The 16,975-nt window shown below is 44.5% G+C and carries 14 protein-coding genes and 1 other annotated feature; all 14 genes read left to right on the top strand.

What is annotated here, in order from left to right; translation table 11 throughout:
* Positions 1 to 53: 53 nt before the first annotated feature.
* The 14 genes from C8D73_RS01620 to C8D73_RS01560 all read left to right on the top strand — a co-directional run bounded on the left by C8D73_RS01620 (position 54) and on the right by C8D73_RS01560 (position 16,833).
* Complete coding sequence (locus tag C8D73_RS01620) at positions 54 to 752, top strand: YggS family pyridoxal phosphate-dependent enzyme (protein ID WP_113077112.1); 699 nt, start codon at positions 54 to 56, stop codon at positions 750 to 752.
* Between the two features lie 22 nt (positions 753 to 774).
* The gene (locus C8D73_RS01615; RefSeq protein ID WP_113077363.1) at positions 775 to 1,338 is read left to right on the top strand and encodes a cell division protein SepF; all 564 of its coding nucleotides are present in this window, start codon (positions 775 to 777) and stop codon (positions 1,336 to 1,338) included.
* On the top strand, positions 1,326 to 2,153 hold the full coding sequence (proC, locus tag C8D73_RS01610; protein ID WP_113077111.1) for a pyrroline-5-carboxylate reductase: 828 nt from the start codon (positions 1,326 to 1,328) through the stop codon (positions 2,151 to 2,153). Before C8D73_RS01615 ends, proC begins: the two co-directional genes overlap by 13 nt.
* Positions 2,154 to 2,156: 3 nt before the next feature.
* On the top strand, positions 2,157 to 2,942 hold the full coding sequence (locus tag C8D73_RS01605; protein WP_113077110.1) for a YlmH family RNA-binding protein: 786 nt from the start codon (positions 2,157 to 2,159) through the stop codon (positions 2,940 to 2,942).
* Positions 2,943 to 2,960: 18 nt separating this feature from the next.
* On the top strand, positions 2,961 to 3,878 hold the full coding sequence (locus C8D73_RS01600) for a DivIVA domain-containing protein (RefSeq protein WP_113077109.1): 918 nt from the start codon (positions 2,961 to 2,963) through the stop codon (positions 3,876 to 3,878).
* 14 nt (positions 3,879 to 3,892) lie between these two features.
* Positions 3,893 to 4,564, top strand: a complete 672-nt coding sequence (locus C8D73_RS01595; RefSeq protein WP_113077108.1) for a histidine phosphatase family protein — start codon at positions 3,893 to 3,895, stop codon at positions 4,562 to 4,564.
* Positions 4,565 to 4,608: 44 nt separating this feature from the next.
* Positions 4,609 to 4,827 (top strand) — a binding site (T-box leader).
* A 35-nt stretch (positions 4,828 to 4,862) separates the two neighbouring features.
* A complete protein-coding gene (ileS, locus tag C8D73_RS01590) occupies positions 4,863 to 7,649 on the top strand; it encodes an isoleucine--tRNA ligase (protein ID WP_113077107.1) in 2,787 nt (928 codons plus the stop codon).
* A gap of 205 nt (positions 7,650 to 7,854) precedes the next feature.
* Positions 7,855 to 8,337, top strand: coding sequence for a PaaI family thioesterase (locus tag C8D73_RS01585; RefSeq protein ID WP_113077106.1), 483 nt, complete (start codon positions 7,855 to 7,857; stop codon positions 8,335 to 8,337).
* A gap of 632 nt (positions 8,338 to 8,969) precedes the next feature.
* A complete protein-coding gene (locus C8D73_RS01580) occupies positions 8,970 to 9,308 on the top strand; it encodes a helix-turn-helix domain-containing protein (protein WP_021717682.1) in 339 nt (112 codons plus the stop codon).
* Between the two features lie 39 nt (positions 9,309 to 9,347).
* Positions 9,348 to 11,900: a YadA-like family protein gene (locus C8D73_RS01575; protein ID WP_113077104.1), complete on the top strand. Its 2,553-nt coding sequence runs from the start codon at positions 9,348 to 9,350 to the stop codon at positions 11,898 to 11,900.
* 672 nt (positions 11,901 to 12,572) lie between these two features.
* The gene (locus C8D73_RS11275; RefSeq protein WP_211305762.1) at positions 12,573 to 12,782 is read left to right on the top strand and encodes an Rrf2 family transcriptional regulator; all 210 of its coding nucleotides are present in this window, start codon (positions 12,573 to 12,575) and stop codon (positions 12,780 to 12,782) included.
* The gene (locus C8D73_RS11270; protein ID WP_211305761.1) at positions 12,772 to 12,984 is read left to right on the top strand and encodes an Rrf2 family transcriptional regulator; all 213 of its coding nucleotides are present in this window, start codon (positions 12,772 to 12,774) and stop codon (positions 12,982 to 12,984) included. The genes C8D73_RS11275 and C8D73_RS11270 overlap by 11 nt, the downstream gene beginning before the upstream one ends.
* 9 nt (positions 12,985 to 12,993) lie before the next feature.
* A complete protein-coding gene (locus C8D73_RS01565; protein WP_113077103.1) occupies positions 12,994 to 13,287 on the top strand; it encodes a helix-turn-helix transcriptional regulator in 294 nt (97 codons plus the stop codon).
* Positions 13,288 to 13,572: 285 nt separating this feature from the next.
* On the top strand, positions 13,573 to 16,833 hold the full coding sequence (locus C8D73_RS01560; RefSeq protein WP_249033575.1) for an autotransporter outer membrane beta-barrel domain-containing protein: 3,261 nt from the start codon (positions 13,573 to 13,575) through the stop codon (positions 16,831 to 16,833).
* Positions 16,834 to 16,975: the final 142 nt, after the last annotated feature.

Raw genomic sequence — 16,975 nt, 5'->3', positions numbered from 1 at the left:
AAAAGGAATAATAGTTTTTGTGGCGAATATAAAACTTTTAGGAGGTCTTTATTTTGTTAAAAGACAATCTGCACAAAGTACAGACCCAGATCGCCGAAGCTTTGAGCCGGCGAACTGAAACTAAACTGACCGGCGATAAGGTAACACTGGTCGCCGTAACTAAAAATCATCCCGTAGACGTGGTGCTGGAATCGCTGGCGCTTGGTGTGACTAATATCGGCGAAAACCGGGTGCAGGAAGCGAAGGAAAAACGCACTATTGTGCCTGACCGCGGCTTCTGGCATCTGATCGGCCATTTACAGACCAATAAAGCCAGGCAGGCCGTCACCTTGTTCGATCTGATTGAATCAGCTGACAGCGAGCATCTTTTGGCTGCGCTGGACAAGGCGGCTGGACAGCAGCATAAGCAGCAGGATATTTTGCTGCAGCTCAACATCGCCCGCGAGGAGCAGAAGACAGGCTTTTTGATTGAAGATTATCTGGCGGTATTGCCGCAGCTGGACGAATATCAAAACCTGCGTGTACGCGGTTTGATGGTTATTGCGCCGCTGTGCGATGATATAGAGGAAACACGCCCCGTTTTTAAAGAAGGTTACCGCTGTTTTTGCGAGCTGCGTGCGCAGCGGACCGGGATCGAGCTGCTGTCGATGGGTATGACTCACGACTTTACAGTAGCTGTTGAAGAAGGGGCCAACATCGTGCGTGTGGGTACGGCCTTATTTGGTAAGCGCGATTACAGTAAAAATAAATGAGCATGAAGGTATGGTGAAATGTATGAAATTTTTTGATCGTATCTCTGAAACATTAGGTCTATATGAAGAGGAAGATGATGAACTTTTAGAGGAAGAGGAACCCGTAAAAAAAGCTGAACCAGCTCCTAAACGGATTCCCCGCAGCACACCTGCCGTCAGCAGGGCAGCACTTCCCCCCGAGCCTGACGCTTTGGAAAAAAGCGAAAGCAGAAGCGAAGCGCCGGCCGAGAAAAAATCCTTCTTCAGCAAAAAGAACGTCCAAAATTCGCCTGAAGGCAAAACCATTTCCATGCCGCTTGCTCAAAAGCAGGTCAAGGTAGTAGTGCTGGAACCGGCTAATTTTGACGATTCGCAGAAGGTTGCCGATTATCTGCGCAACAACCAGCCTGTAGTAGTGAACTTTGAAGGTACTGAAGGCCTGGTGACCAAAAGAATGACCGACTTTATCAGCGGGACTATTTACGCTTTAGGCGGCAGTATGAAAAAAATCGGCCGTAATATTCTGGTCTGTGCCCCGAAAAACGTAGATATCGACGCCAGCGTCAACATTTATGATGAAAAGGGTGGTCAACCGTGGAAAAAATAACAGCTCAAACCGGCCCGCTGGCTTTTATCGGCGGCGGCGCTATGACTGAAGCTATCATCAAAGGTATTCTGGGAGCCGGACTGGCTGACCCGGGTGAGATCTTTGTCGGCGAGCCGTCAGCGGCACGCTGTGAATATTTACAGAAAACCTACGGCATTAAAGCATCTGGTGATAATAAAGCTGTGGTAAAAGATGCAGGGCTGATCATTCTGGCAGTAAAACCGCAGGTTGTTGATGCGGCGATCACTGCTGAGCTTGCTGCAGCAATGCCGCCGCAGGCAACGGTGCTTTCGATCATGGGCAGTGTCGATCTGGCGAAGCTGCATCAGGTAGTGCCGGGACATGCGGTCATCAGAGTGATGCCCAATACACCGCTGGCAGTAGGTGCGGGTATGACTGCTATCGCACCTGACAGCAAGGCCAGCGCCGGGATGATCAACGCCGCTAAAACTATTTTTGGTTCCTGCGGCGAGGTCGAAGTAGTGGCTGAAAGTGCTATCGAAGCGATCACGGCGGTATCAGGCTGTGGTCCGGGCTATGTCTTTATGCTGATCGACGCTCTGGCAGATGCTGGCGTTAATGCAGGCCTGCCGCGGGCGCTGGCGATCAAGCTGGCCGCCCAGACATTTGCCGGCAGCGGCAAAATGGTGCTGGAAACAGCATTGCATCCGGCGCAGCTGCGCGATCAGGTAACTTCGCCAGGCGGAACTACCATTGCCGGTATCCATGCTCTGGAAAACCGCGGAGTGCGTGCTGCGATGTATGATGCTGTACTGGCCGTGCTGGAACGCAGTGAGAAATTGAAGGGTAAATAACCAATGGCAGATAGAGAAAAGATTTTAAGATATTTTCGGGCCGGCGGCGATGAAGAACTGGCAGCCAAGCTGCTTGATCTGGCGGAAGGGGCTCATAGAAGCCGAAAATTCCGCGTCAGCGATTTTCTTGATCCGCATGGCTGTAATGTGGCCGAGATCGTTGCGGCCAATTTTGAAAATGTGAAGCTGGAAACCAGCGGCGGTTTTAAAAATGCCGAGCGTATGAAAGTTGCTTTTGTTGCCGAAGACTTTTTTGGTCAGCCGGATTTTGGCATGGTCTGCTTTAAAGTCGAATGGGACAAACGCTATTATGAACTCAGTCACCGCGATATTTTGGGAGCTTTTATGGGGATGGGCTGTAAACGCGAGATTTTGGGCGATATTATTTTTATCCCTGAAGGAGCACAGTTCGTAGCCGACAAATCCTTTGCTGCTTACATTATGAACAATCTGACGCAGATAGGTTCTGCCCCGGTTTCACTGACCGAGATCACAGAAGCTGACCTGCTGCAGAAGGAAGAAAAGGTCAAGGTCATCAGCGCTACAGTTGCAGCTTTAAGGCTGGATGCCGTTGCTGCTGCAGGATATGGCGTATCCCGGTCACGTATGGCTGACGAGATCAAAGGCCAGAATGTTAAAGTAAACTGGAAAGAGGCCAAGAACGCAGCCCAGCCGGTCAGCGAAGGCGATATCATTTCTTTCCGCAGCCGCGGCAGGGTAGAAGTAGCCGAGATCAGGGGCACTACCAAAAAAGGTCGTTTAAGCATCACGCTGAAAAGATATATTTAATGGGGAGGGTATCACGATATGTTGACACCGTTAGATTTAAACAATAAGAACTTTTCCAAAGGCTTCCGCGGATATGACACCGAAGAGGTCGATGAGTTTTTTGCCAAAGTTGCCAAGGATTTTGAACGCCTGTATCAGGACAACGTAGAGCTTAAAGATGCTGTGGAACGCGTCAGCGCCAAACTGGAATACTATCAGCAAATGGAATCCACCATGCAGAACACTTTGGTCATCGCACAGGAAACTGCCGACGAAGTGAAAAAGAACAGCGAGCAAAAGGCTGCCCTGCTGGAGCAGGAAACTGCCATGAAATGCAAAGAGATCACTTCTGAATGCCAGGCTGCTGCTGCTAAAGCAAAAATGGACGCTGAAATCGCGGCGACTCAGGCCAGGACAGAAGCAGAAGCTTATGCTGAAAAACTGCGCAGCGAAGCTGAAAGTGAAACTACAAAATTGCGTAATGACACGCTGGCGGAAATTGCCAGACTGCGCGGCGAAGCTGAGGCCGAGCTGAAGCAGATGAAAAATGAGACTCAGAATTTTGTAGACAAAATGCGCAGTGCCGCCGAAGTAGAAGTCGCTAAAATGAAAGTGACGACAGAGGATCTGTGCAAAAAAATGTCGTCGCAGGCAAAAGACGAGGCCAGCGATGTTTTGGCACAGGCACGTGCCGAAGCACAAAAGCTGACCGGCGAAGCCGACGAACGCTACAGAACGATGATCGCCGATGCCGAAGAACGTTCCAGAACGCTTTTGGCTGACACCGACGAAAAAGTAAGAAAAATGATTTTTGAAGCAGAAAATAAAGCTGCTCTCGCAAAAGGTATCTTTGAAGATCAGGTCAAAAAGGCCGCTGTGCATCGTCAGCATATGATGAGCATTTTGGAAGGCCAAATGGAGCTTTTGAAAAACTTTAGCGAAGATACTGAAAAATAAGCGAGGTCGGCAGCATGATTATTTTGGTACGCCACGGTGAAGCAACTCATCATACAGAGCATTTGACAGGCGGTTGGACCGATTCGGAGCTTACGGCTGCGGGAAAGGTTCAGCTGCAGGCCGTTGCGTCCAAATTAGCCAAAGATTTTGCAGGGCAAAGCCGTGATCTGCGAATCCTGACCAGCGATTTGAAGCGGGCGGAAGAATCAGCCCGGATCATCGCCGCCAGGCTGGGAATCAGTAAGCTGGAACCGTATGAATTTTTGCGCGAAAAAAATAATGGACAGGCGGCAGGCTTGACTGAAACGGCTGCCAAAGCTTTGTATCAGCAGCCTCCGACCTTAAAGGAACTGCATCACCGCAACTATCCGGGCGGCGAAACGCGGCAGGAATTTTATGACCGTAATGTGCAGGGCCTGATAAAATGCGCTGATCTGGAGCGGGAAAATCTTCTGATCGTAGCCCATAAAGGCACGATCCAAAACATCATTTTCCATTGGCTGGGGCTTGATATAGCTGCCGTCAACGTTTTAAATTTTTCTGTCGATATCCTGCCGTCCAGCGTGACGGTCCTGGGAATCAACAAATGGCGCGAACATGCTGTGTTCAGGCTCAACGATACCTCACATCTGCATACTGACAGCGGTTATGGCATCTTTGAGTTTAAATATGGCAAATACCATTGACTATAACTTGTATAATGGTGTATAATGACTTTGTTTTAATAAAAGCAGCAGCGATGACGAAGACAGTAGCCTGCCGGGCACAGTCAAGCGAGTCGGGGACAGTGCGAGCCCGACCGGAAAGATGGCAGGGGAAGATCACTTCAGAGCTTCTGGGCTGAAAACAGTAAGCCCGGACGGGTAACACACGTTATGGTGTTTCGAGTGGCAGGCAGCTTAAGTCTGTCATGAGGGTGGTACCACGGGTTTATAGTCTCGTCCCTTTTTGGGAGCGGGGCTTTATTTTTTTGGAGGTGTACACATGGATTACAGCAAGACTCTTAATTTACCGGAAACTGAATTTCCGATGCGTGCCGGTTTACCGGAACGCGAACCCGAATTTTTGAAATACTGGGAAGAAAACAAAATCTATGAAAAGAAACAGGAACTGCATGCGGGCCATAAAAAATTTGTCCTGCACGACGGTCCGCCGTACGCTAACGGCAAGATCCATATGGGTACGGCTTTAAACAAGATTTTGAAAGACATCATTATGAAATATAAATATGCGCAGGGATTTGATACCCCGTATGTTCCCGGCTGGGATACCCATGGTATGCCGATCGAGCACGCCGCTATCAAAAATCTGGGACTGAACCGCCATGAGCTTGATACACTGGTACTGCGTAAAGAATGTCACGACTACGCTTTAAAATGGATCGACGAGCAGCGTACCGACTTCAAACGTCTGGGCGTTCTTGGAGATTGGGATCATCCTTATATCACCATGACCCACGATTATGAAGCTGTACAGATCCATGTTTTCGGCGAGATGGCAAAAAAAGGCTATATCTATAAAGGTAAAAAAGCTGTTTACTGGTGTCCGCACTGCGAAACCGCTCTGGCAGAAGCTGAAATCGAATACGGTGAAGAAAAGTCGCCGGCGATCTTCGTAAAAATGCCGCTCGTCAAAGACAACGGCATGCTGCCAGAAGCAGCTCAGGGCAAACCGGCCTATATCGTTATCTGGACCACTACTCCGTGGACCATGCCTGCCAACGTAGCGATCGCGCTGCATCCGGACTTTGAATATGCCTGGGTAGAATGCGAAGGCGAAATCCTGTTTATGGCCAAAGAGATGCTGGAAGCCGTTGGCAAGGTCTGCAAAAAAGACCTCAGCAATATCATCGGCACCTGTAAAGGTAAAGATATGGAATATGCTGAATGCAGACATCCGTTTGAAACTATTGACCGCAAATCCTTAGTCGTTTTGGCTGATTATGTTACGCTGGAAGCCGGCACAGGCTGTGTACATACCGCTCCCGGACATGGCGCCGACGACTTTGAGACCGGCGTTCGCTACAATCTGCCGATCATCTGCCCTGTTGACGGCTCAGGTAAACTGACAGCAGAAGCCGGTGCGGATTTTGCAGGCATGTTCGTTTTTGATGCCAACGTACCCATCATCAAATATCTGGCCGGGCTGAACCGCCTGTTTGGCAAAGAAAACATCCGCCATCAGTATGCACACTGCTGGCGCTGCAAGAACCCTATCATCTACCGTGCGACCGAGCAGTGGTTCGCATCTGTTGACGGCTTCCGTGAAGAAGCCCTGAATGCTATTGCCAATGACGTGCAGTGGATCCCGTCCTGGGGCGAAGCACGTATCCATAATATGGTCGCCGACCGTCACGACTGGTGCATTTCCCGTCAGCGTGTCTGGGGCGTACCGATCCCGATCTTCTACTGTGAAGACTGCAACGAACACCTGGTCAACGACGATACTATCAATGCTGTTGCCGACCTGTTTGCTAAAGAAGGCTCTGATGCCTGGTGGGCTCATTCTGCTGAGGAGATCCTGCCGCAGGGCACCAAATGCCCCAAATGCGGCGGCACTCATTTCCGCAAAGAATCTGATATCATGGATGTCTGGTTCGACAGCGGTTCTTCCCATGCAGCAGTCTGCAAAACCCGTCCCGAACTGGCATGGCCTGCAGATATGTATCTGGAAGGCAGCGATCAGCATCGCGGCTGGTTCCAGTCTTCACTGCTCACTTCCGTTGCTACCGAAGGCAAAGCGCCTTACCACGCAGTTCTGACGCATGGTTACGTTGTTGACGGCGAAGGCCGCAAAATGTCTAAATCTGTAGGCAATACTGTTGCCCCGCAGGAAGTTATCGCCCAATATGGCGCCGATATCATTCGTTTGTGGGCAGCTTCCTCCGATTACAAGGCTGATATTCGTATCTCCAAAGAGATACTGAAACAGCTCTCTGAGGTTTATCGCAAGATCCGCAACACCATTCGCTATATCCTGGGCAACACCAACGATTTCAATTATGAAACCGATAAAGTTGAATTTAAGGATATGCTGGAGCTGGATCGTTGGGCTTTGATGCATATGCAGCTCTTGAAAAAAGAGGTTTCCGCAGCTTATGAAAGCTACGACTTCCATGTGCTCTATCATGCTATCCATAATTTCTGCAGCGTCGAGATGAGCAGCTACTATCTGGATATCCTCAAAGACCGCCTGTATGCATACAAGGCCGATTCCTTTGAACGCCGCAGCGCTCAGACTGCAATGTACGAGATCATGCTGGATCTGGTCGTAATGATCGCGCCCGTACTCAGCTTCACGATGGAAGAAGTATGGCAGTTCATGAAAAAACCTGCTTCCATGCCTGAATCCGTATTCATGATGCCGTGGCCAGAATGCAAGGAAGAATATATCGACGAAGCCCTGGAAAGCAAATGGGATAACTTCATCGAGATCCGCAGCGAGATCACCAGAGTTCTGGAAGGTGCCCGCCGCGCTAAAACTATCGGTCATTCTCTGGACGCTAAAGTCGAGCTGCATGCTACAGGCGAAGCGCTGGCGATACTCAGATCCGTTGAAGGTGATCTGGCGACACTGCTGATCGTATCGCAGGCTAAACTGGTGGAAGGTTTGGCCGGCGGCGTAGAAGCGACCGGACGTGAAGACCTGAAAGTAACTGTTCAGGCTGCGGAAGGCGAGAAATGCGAACGCTGCTGGATCTATAGCGATACCGTAGGTAAAGATGCTGAGCATCCGACTGTGTGCGCACGCTGTGCGGCAGCTTTGAAATAAGTAAAACTGCATAATAAAATTAAAATGCAATACCGGACAGATATCTGTCCGGTATTTTTTTGCTGCAGGCCTTATCGTTAGCAAAGGATCTTTATCATAATTGTCAGGCAGTGAAGAATAAAAGCTTTATTAAGATGAAAAATTAGTGTAATATAAAAGCTGAAAGAGTGATAGCTGCAAAAATTGAAAGAGCAGGTGAAATGCAATGCGAAAAGTGAATCCTGAATACGCCAAAGCAATTATGGCGATTGCCAACAGAGCCCCGTATCTTAAACTGCTGGGCATGAAGATATGTGAGCTTGACTATGGCTACTGCCGTGTCGAAACGCAGATCAATGACAGCCTAAATAATCCCTTTGCTTCAGTACATGGCGGCGTCTTTTCATCAATTCTTGACACGGTTACCTTTTGGGCTCTTTACTGCTGCATCGGCGAAGAGGACGGCATAACTACGCTTGACCTGCAGGTGAATAACCTTGCCGCTGCTGCTTCTGGCAAAATAATTGCGGAAGGCAGACTGATAAGAATGGGGAGGACGATCGGGCTTGCCGAAGGTACGTTAAAAGATGAAAACGGCAGACTGCTTGTTCAGGGCACATCAAAAATGTTTGTTCTGCCGGGCCTGCAATCCATAGATAAAGTGGCAGACAGGGTTGGCTTTGAAACCTTGCCGCCTAAATTCCTTTGATCGCGAACAGCATAATATAAATATAAAAATCCCGGACATATTACTATCCGGGATTTTTATATTTATTAAAATTTTCCGAAAAACGACATTTTTATTATGCTTAATAAATTTAAAATAATTCATAATATTAGCTACTTTTGAATAATTAGCTATAACATAAAATTTAGTTTGAAGAAAAATAAAACATTTGTAATATAAACAAAATTGCGCTGAGAATATATACATGATATCATAATATAAGAAATTTATTATATATAAAATTTATTATATGATTAAATTTATATTTTTTGGAGTTAAAGTAACCCTAGAAAGTCTACTTTCCTTTTACTGCAGTGAAATTTATTCATAAAAATTATAAAAATAAAGAAGGAATGCGATTCTATGAATTCAAAATTCTGCCATGACAGTGAAATGACATCACGTAGATCAGGCATTGAATCATTAATGATGAAATGCCCTATTTGTGGCCGTGAATTCAGCTGTAACAAAACATATCATGTTTATACGGCTTTGCTTGCCAGAAAAAGGCAATATTATTGCAGTTATTCTTGTTTTAATAAACGGCCAAACCCAAGAAAATAATTTTGCCGGCAAAAATGTTTGTTACTATTTGTTTTCGGAGGTGCTTGATAATGGAAAAAGAGCTTCAAAAAATTGGACACAGAATAAAGCTTCTGCGCATTGAAAATAAAATATCACAAAAGGTGCTGGCTAAAAAACTGTGTATATCGCAAACACATTTAAGCAATATCGAAAATGGCAGAGTTGGTGTGACTTTGTTGCACTTAATAAAAATAAAAGAATTGTTTGAATGTCCGATAGAATATTTTTTTGAAGAAAAAACACTCTCTGAAAACGAAGCAGAAAAAAACGAATGCCAAAAAATAAAAACTATAGTCGAAGAAAATAACTTTAGACTGGAAGATTTGTCTAAAGCCATAGAAATAATGAAAGTTTTACAGAAAGGCTGAAGATAAATACTTCCATTGTTGGAAGGAAGCTGATTTTTCATGAAAAAAATAAATAAAAAATTGAGCCTTTGCATTGCCTTAGCTTTGATGCAGTCTGTATATGTCAGTAATAGTTTTGCAGCAGATGCTACAGGGGTAACTAATCAGGGCAGTAGATATTATTTTGGCGTAGGTACAGAACCTACTCTTGAAGATTTGTCCCAAAAAGGAATTATTGATTATAAGAAGGCCAGCCAAAAGTCTCAAAATAATAATGAGAATGGAGAAGGCGCAGGGCCTAACGCCTTAGATAAAAATAATTATGGCGCTTTGGCAGCGGGTATGGGTGCATTTGCGTCGCATGGATACAGTACTGCGGTCGGTTATAATGCAACGTCTGTTATCAGCTCTACGAGTTTGGGCGCTGCCAGTTATGCCACTAGTAACTCGGCTGCTGTCGGTGTTAATGCATATGCAACGAACAAAGGCACTTCTGTTGGTAATAATACGCAAAGTACTAACGGCGTTGCCATAGGCTATAACGCAACTGCCGGTGATTTTTACAAAAATCTGCCTGGGGAATTATTTTCTTCCTACAGCGGCACAGCTATTGGCAATAATGCGTTTGCCAGAGGCGGCGTTGCGGTGGGGGACAGCGCTTCTGCAGAAGCTTATGGTGTTGCCCTGGGTGACAGGACTTATGTAGCATGGCGTGGCAGCGCGCTGGGCGATAGTGCATCGGTTTTGGCAAACGGCGGTGTTGCGCTTGGCCCTGATGCAGTTGCCGATACGGCTGCTGGGAAAATTGGTTTTGTAGCGACTGCTGCTGGTCAGCCTGCAACAGAGATGGAGCTTGCCGCATCTATTGGTAAAGCTGATGTTGTAAATCAATTCAATAATAAATGGTCTGAAAAAAATAACGAATATACAGAGGTTATGAAAAACTATTACAGCCTTTATGATGAAGCGCAAAAGAACGACGATATCCTGCGCAATACAAAAGGCAGTACGGATGCGGAAAAACAAAAAGCTTATGAGACTGCCTTGGCCAAAAAAGCTGATCTGTCAACTCGTATGTTAGAAGCTACTAAACAAAAAAATGCATGGTTAAGCCAAAATAAGGATTTTTTAAATGCTTTAGAAGAAAAAAATAATGCCCTTTCAGCATGGCGCAGCAGTGATGGCGCAATAAGCGTAGGTTCGGCAGCATATACAGATGAGAACGGTAAGTTCCATGCCGCTAATACACGCCAGATCACCAATTTGGCGGCAGGTACAGAAGATACTGACGCAGTCAATGTAGCGCAGCTTAAAAGTGTAAAAAATCTGGTAGATGAACTTAATACAGACCAGACAACTAACAACGAAAATATCACAAAGCTGCAGGGCGGATTTACTGTAAGTAACGAAATTGGTACTAAAACAGATATCAGACTTGGCGGCGAAAACAAAACAGATATCAAATTTATCGGAGCCAAAGATAAAATCGATGTCAGCGTTGAAACTACTGCAGAAGGAGCTAAAATAACTATTGCGCCTAACGCTAAGCTTGGAGAAACTCTTGACATCAGTAATAATACCTCTATCACTAACCTGAATAACAGGGTTGATAATCTGGAGGTCAAATTTGGTGATATCAATGACCAGATCGCAGCCAATAAAGTTACTGTTGAAGGCGACAGCAACAGCGGTGTGAAGGTAGAAAATGTTGCTCAGGACGGTGATCCTGTAAAATACAAAGTAAGTTTAGAAGACAAAGTACAAGTTGGTAATGTCACTATAGAAGGGAGCACTGATAACGGCAATAAAATCGGTGAAATAACAGGTCTTACCAATACGACTTTGAACAGCGCTGATTTTGCAACAACTGGTCGTGCTGCAACTGAAGAACAGTTAAAATCAGTCATGGATACTCTTGGAACTGTTGGCAGTGTAGATTTAAGCGCCGGTGAAAATATCCAGATAGATAAACTGGGCAACAACGATTATAAAGTATCTTTAAAAGATGATATAAGCTTAAACAGCATCGAAGCCAAAGAATATAAGGTCGGCAACGAAACCTACATCGACAGCAACGGTATCAATGCCAATAACAAAACGATCAGTAATGTTGCTCCCGGACGTGTCGATGCGACCTCAACAGACGCTGTAAACGGCAGCCAGTTATATCAGGTAAAACAGGATATCCAGGGACTCAGTAACGATATCAGCCGTTTTGGAGAAGAAATAGACAGCGTTGGCGCATTATCAGCGGCAATGGCAGGTCTGCACCCACGCTTCCAGGATGGTAACAAAGGTGAACTGGCGATGGCAATGGGGTCATATGATGGCAAAAACGCTTTGGCCGTCGGCGGATTTTATGCACCAAATCAGGAAGTAATGTTTTCGCTGGGGATGGGTATAACCCAGGGCGGTAAAAAAATGGGTAATATTGGTGTAAACTTTGCTTTAGACCGCACTAAAAAAGGCGAAGTACCAAAACGTGATATTATTTACACACGCCGTGAAGTCGATACTTCCTTAAAAGCTCAGGAAGAAAAAATCCAGCTGTTATTGATGAAATTAGAAGCGCAAAGCCGTGAAATCGAAACCTTAAAAGCGAAATTGCAATAAAAAGAACCGATTAAAACACAAAAAATACCGGATAGATATTCTATCCGGTATTTTTTATGCTTATAAGTCCGTTACAGGTTCTGTTACTGTATATCTGTTTTCCAAATGCCTGATGATTTCATTCAACCGCCGCTTGCTGTTTTCCCTGTCAGCTGCGGCCCTGCCTGAACAAGCTAAGCAGTGCCATTGTAAAAGAACAAGGTACACAAAAATAACGTCCATGTAGGAAGCTATTTGGTTGAAATGGTAACAATACTGTTAATTGCAGCATAAAAAGCCTGTAATTAACAGTACCTCAATGCCAAAATAAGTAAACATGTGATTGTTTGGAGCTATGACGCGACAGTCATAGCCTATGCAGTTGTGGGAAAACAAAAAGATAAGGCGACACTTAACCTAAAGGTGAGTGTCGCCTTATCTTTTACATTTTTTATTATACACCTAAAAGTTACCAGTTGCAAGACCATCGAACAAAGTTTTTTGATAATTCGAGCAAGAATGTCTTGCGGGGGGGACGAATATGATAATATAATGTAAAATATTAAAAATGCTTTGAAAAAATATAGAATAGCAAAACCGTTGGTTGGATTTTATAGACAACTATCAGGGCTTGTTTGTTTGTAACAAAAGAAACCTGAGAAGGTATGGTTTCCATTAGTGAGGAGATGGACGATGCAGATGATGCAATTAAATGTTACGACTGATTATGCCATCAGGACTGTTTTGTATCTTGCTATCAAAGATGAACTGGCAACATCGAATGAAATAGCTATGGCAATGGGTATACCGCCAAGCTATGTTTTAAAAATCACCAGCAAGCTGGTAGTGGCCGGTATCATCAAAAGAATAGTAGGGGCACAGGGCCGGCTTTTTGCTGGCTAAAAAGCCAACGGAGATCAGCCTTTACGAAATCATCAATGTGCTGGAGGCGACTACAAAGCTTAACCGTTGTTTGGAGGTCGGCAGGTATTGCAGCCGTTTTGCTACTGAAAATTGTCCGGTACGGGCCTTTTACTGTGAGCTACAGAGCTTGATTGAAAAGAAGCTGCAAGCAATGACGGTAGCAAGCCTGCTACACGGATAAGCGGTGGAAATGGATGGGAAGATGGAAGAGTTGGATTATAAAAAAGTTGGCTGCGAGATCCAAGTAAGGCGTACCCGCAATGGCATAACGCAAACAGAATTTGCTAAATTTTTGGGTATTTCGCAGACGCATTTAAGCAATGTAGAAAGTGGCCGAGTGATGCTTAGCTTAAAGATGCTGCTAAAAATAAAGCAGCGTTTTGTGTGCACGTTAGACGAGATAGTAGACCCGGAGGGCTATAAAGAGCTTTTGAATAGTAAAAATAAGCTTAGGCGCTTTAGGCTGGTGCGCTGCGACGAGTAACAAATAGCGGCAAGGAGATGTTTTAGTTGCATATCGAGATATGGGAAGAGGTTACCAATAAAAGTATACAACCTGGTTTAAATGGTTTAACGGTGCGGTGCCCAATTTGCGGACGTGAGTTTGGCTGTAATAAGACTTACCACGTTTATACAGCCCTGGTAGGAAGAAAACGGCAGTATTTTTGCAGTTTTTCTTGTTATAAAAAAAGACCTGATCAAAAACAGAAAAGATGAAAGGATGTTTATGAAAATGAAAAACTTGGAGAAGGCTATAATTTTGAGTTTAATGTTGTCGGGTGTTGGTAGTAGCAGTGCAATGGCTTTGGAATGGGGCTTAAATAATAGTGGCACTACATTTGATATATCTGAGGCAAGTAAAAGTTATAGTGTGCACAGTACGACTGATAAGCCAATGGGTATCATAAATACTAACAATGGTATATTGACAGCTAACGACATTGTACTGGAAGTGCGCAGCGATAGCAATGAGGCGGCAGGTTTTTTTAATGATGGCGGCAGTGTTTATACAGGTAAAAATATGGAAATTACAGTTGTTGGCGGTTCAGGTAATTTTATGGTCAATGGTATTGTCAATCAAAGTACAGGGGCCAACAACGCCTCAAAATTTACTGCCGGTAATATAAAAATGGATTTGACAGGCTATGGCAGTGAGCTTTACGGTATTATCAATGGAAGCCATGGGATTAACGGAAATAATGCGGTAGATTTTAAGGCGGGGAATATTACAATTGAGGCCAATAATGATGGTAACCTGATAGGAATTACCAACAAAAACGGAACTAGTGCCGCGAGTACATTTACTGCTGATGATATAAACATTACCGGCAGTGGCAAGGGATATATTGTAGGGATAGAAAATCAGACATCTAATCAAATGAGAATGAAAAATGTTGCTATAAAGCTTACTAAAAAAGAAAACGGCAGTGGTCATGCCAGTGCAGGTATGCTTGGAATTTCTAATACCAGTGCGGATTTTAAGTCTGATAACACAACTATTATTCTGGATAATATTAATGGCAACGATAAAACTACAGGTATCAATGTTGGTGGCAACAACGCAATGATCAATGGCGATTTGAATATGCGTATCATCGGCAATGCCAATGCTGATGTTATAGGTGTTAAAGGTGAAGCGCAGGTTGCAGGCGATGTGAAAGCAGAGTTGAGCGGAGGGAAAAACGTTACTGGTATCCTTGGGACATCCACCATTGACGGTAGCGTAAAGATGAAGATAAACAGCTTAGGTAGTGCTTGTGGCATTAATGCAGGCCAGGTCACTGTTGCCCATGATGTGAATATGGATATAAGCGGACAAAGCGGGATGGTTGCTGGTATCGCATCCAATGATGCCATTACGGTGTCCGGAAATTTGAATATCAATATTCACGATACAACTGCTTATCAAAGAATGGCTGCTGTAATAGGGAATACGAATTCGGCCACACATATAACAATTGGTGGACTGCAAAACAATATCAATGTTGAAGGCAGCAGTGATTTTGCTGAAGGCTTATTCAGCGGCGTTAAGTTGGCAGATAATTCTGTGACAAATATTGTTTTGAAAAATACTAAAGACACCTACTGGCAAACACACGGTATTTATGACAGAGATGACAAAGGCTTCAATTTGGAAACTAATGCTGTTTTAAATGTTGATGTTGAAGCAAACGGTCTACAGTCTGGCAGTACAGGAAGTTCTGAAGGTGTGTTTGGATTACTTTTGACTAATGTAAATGGCACAGAATCTAGTGCGAAAGCTGGTTCACAAATTAATGTAGCAGTACAGGGGGCCGCAGTAAACGATGCAGGTTTGATTGGTACTGTAGGTATCAGCGGCAGTATTAAAGCAGATGGTGATGTAAGGGTTGATGTTAAAAGTGAAAAAGGCATTGGTTTACGTGCAAATTCTGTTGGGGATCACAGCGAGTATACGGGTGAAGTTATTGTTAAGACAAATAATGGTACAGCAGTAGGTGCTGTAGGCTATAGTGGTAGTTACGATGCATCAATTAAAATAGATCCGGTGACAGGAAAAAAAGTGCAGCTTCTGGGTGATGTTAAACATTTTACCAAATATGGTACTCAAGGAGCTTTGATCGATATCAGTTTGAAGACGGCGGATTCTTTTCTTACTGGTGCTAGTATTGGTGCAAATGGCGCAGATAGAATAACTAATCTTAGCTTTGATAATGCATCGACATGGAATATGGCAGGCGACAGTGTTGTAAATGCGTTGATAAACAATAATAATGCTGTTATTGATTTGACACAAGGAGCAGATACTTTAAATGTTACCGATTACAGCGGTACTGGAGGAAAGTTTGTTATGGATACCGACCTTGCCAGTGAAACCAATGGCGATAAGATTGCTATTACAGGTGCTACGGCAGGGATTACTTATGTACAGGTCAAGGATTCAAGTCTGCTTAGTGGTATTGAAGTAACAGGTAATAAAAGTCTACTTTTGATAACTGATACCAGTGAAAAAGCCACCTTTACAGGAAAGCATCTTAATGCTGGAGGTATATGGGATGTTACGCCGACTATTGAGAATGGTGCAGATGTTACTAAGGCAGATGGTAGTACAGGCAGTAAAAAGGAGTGGTATTTAACCAAAATAGAAAAAGTAATAAATAATGATACGGGAGTATTGCTCTCTACAATGGATAACAGTTACGCTCTCTGGCGTAATACCAACGACAGTCTGCGTAAGCGTCTGGGAGATTTGCGTTTTAGAGACAACACAGTAGATGGTGATGGCATTTGGGCACGATACAGCGGCGGAAAGTTTGCCGGCAGCGGTTTTGACAGCGGTTATAATATGTATCAACTGGGATATGATAAAGCGGATAATGCCAAAAGTACCTATGGCTTTGCTATTGATAGTGGTAATGCTAATGCCAGATATGGGACCGGAAGCGGTAAAGACAAGCTGTTTGCAGGCAGTATTTATGGAACCTGGCATGGCGATAACAGCAGCTATACAGATGTAGTGACTCGCTTCGGCCAGTTTGATACGGACATCAGGTCCTATGGCGATTATCCGGATAAGGCCAAGGCAAAAAGCCATGCGTATAGTCTGAGTGTGGAATATGGAAAAACCATAGAACTGAATAAAGCACAGGGGACTTTTATCGAACCGCAGGCACAGCTGATTGTAGGACGGTTGGGCAGCAGCAGCTACACGACTGATCGTGGCAATAATGTTTATATGGGCGGTGTAAACAGCTGCATTGGACGTTTGGGCGTAGTAGCAGGCAAAAAAGATGCGTCAGGCAACGATGTATATCTTAAAGTGAATATGCTGCATGAGTTTGGTGGTAACCGTGATGTCATGATGCTGGCGGGCAATGGTGAAACATTGAGTGAGTCGCAGGATTATGGCGATACCTGGTTTGAGCTTGGTTTGGGTGGTAATATCAAGCTGGGCAACAGCAGTCATTTATACGGCGATATCGAACGGAGCTTTGGCGCCGATATCCAAAAGAAATGGCAGGTAAATGCAGGAGTAAGGTTTGAATTTTGATTTATGGTTTTGATAAAGATATCGTTTCTTTATTGCAGTATTTAGATTTGAGAAGATTATAAAAGCACAGACTATATTGGTCTGTGCTTTTTTTAATTATTTTATTATGCGTAACTTATTATAACTTAACAGTTATATTTAC

This window comes from Phascolarctobacterium faecium DSM 14760 (assembly GCF_003269275.1).
GTDB classification, from domain to species: Bacteria; Bacillota; Negativicutes; order Acidaminococcales; family Acidaminococcaceae; genus Phascolarctobacterium; species Phascolarctobacterium faecium.
Note: the sequence above shows the minus strand (reverse complement) of the source record. Positions and strands in the feature narration are given on the sequence as shown.

Excerpts from the sequence above, each read along its gene's own strand:
- C8D73_RS01560 (WP_249033575.1), top strand. The coding sequence starts at position 13,573 with ATGTTGTCGGGTGTTGGTAGTAGCAGTGCAATGGCTTTGGAATGGGGC.
- C8D73_RS01565 (WP_113077103.1), top strand. The coding sequence starts at position 12,994 with ATGGATGGGAAGATGGAAGAGTTGGATTATAAAAAAGTTGGCTGCGAG.
- ileS (WP_113077107.1), top strand. The coding sequence starts at position 4,863 with ATGGATTACAGCAAGACTCTTAATTTACCGGAAACTGAATTTCCGATG.
- C8D73_RS11275 (WP_211305762.1), top strand. The coding sequence starts at position 12,573 with ATGCAGATGATGCAATTAAATGTTACGACTGATTATGCCATCAGGACT.
- C8D73_RS01595 (WP_113077108.1), top strand. The coding sequence starts at position 3,893 with ATGATTATTTTGGTACGCCACGGTGAAGCAACTCATCATACAGAGCAT.
- C8D73_RS01605 (WP_113077110.1), top strand. The coding sequence starts at position 2,157 with ATGGCAGATAGAGAAAAGATTTTAAGATATTTTCGGGCCGGCGGCGAT.
- C8D73_RS01585 (WP_113077106.1), top strand. The coding sequence starts at position 7,855 with ATGCGAAAAGTGAATCCTGAATACGCCAAAGCAATTATGGCGATTGCC.
- C8D73_RS01580 (WP_021717682.1), top strand. The coding sequence starts at position 8,970 with ATGGAAAAAGAGCTTCAAAAAATTGGACACAGAATAAAGCTTCTGCGC.
- C8D73_RS01575 (WP_113077104.1), top strand. The coding sequence starts at position 9,348 with ATGAAAAAAATAAATAAAAAATTGAGCCTTTGCATTGCCTTAGCTTTG.
- C8D73_RS01615 (WP_113077363.1), top strand. The coding sequence starts at position 775 with ATGAAATTTTTTGATCGTATCTCTGAAACATTAGGTCTATATGAAGAG.
- C8D73_RS01600 (WP_113077109.1), top strand. The coding sequence starts at position 2,961 with ATGTTGACACCGTTAGATTTAAACAATAAGAACTTTTCCAAAGGCTTC.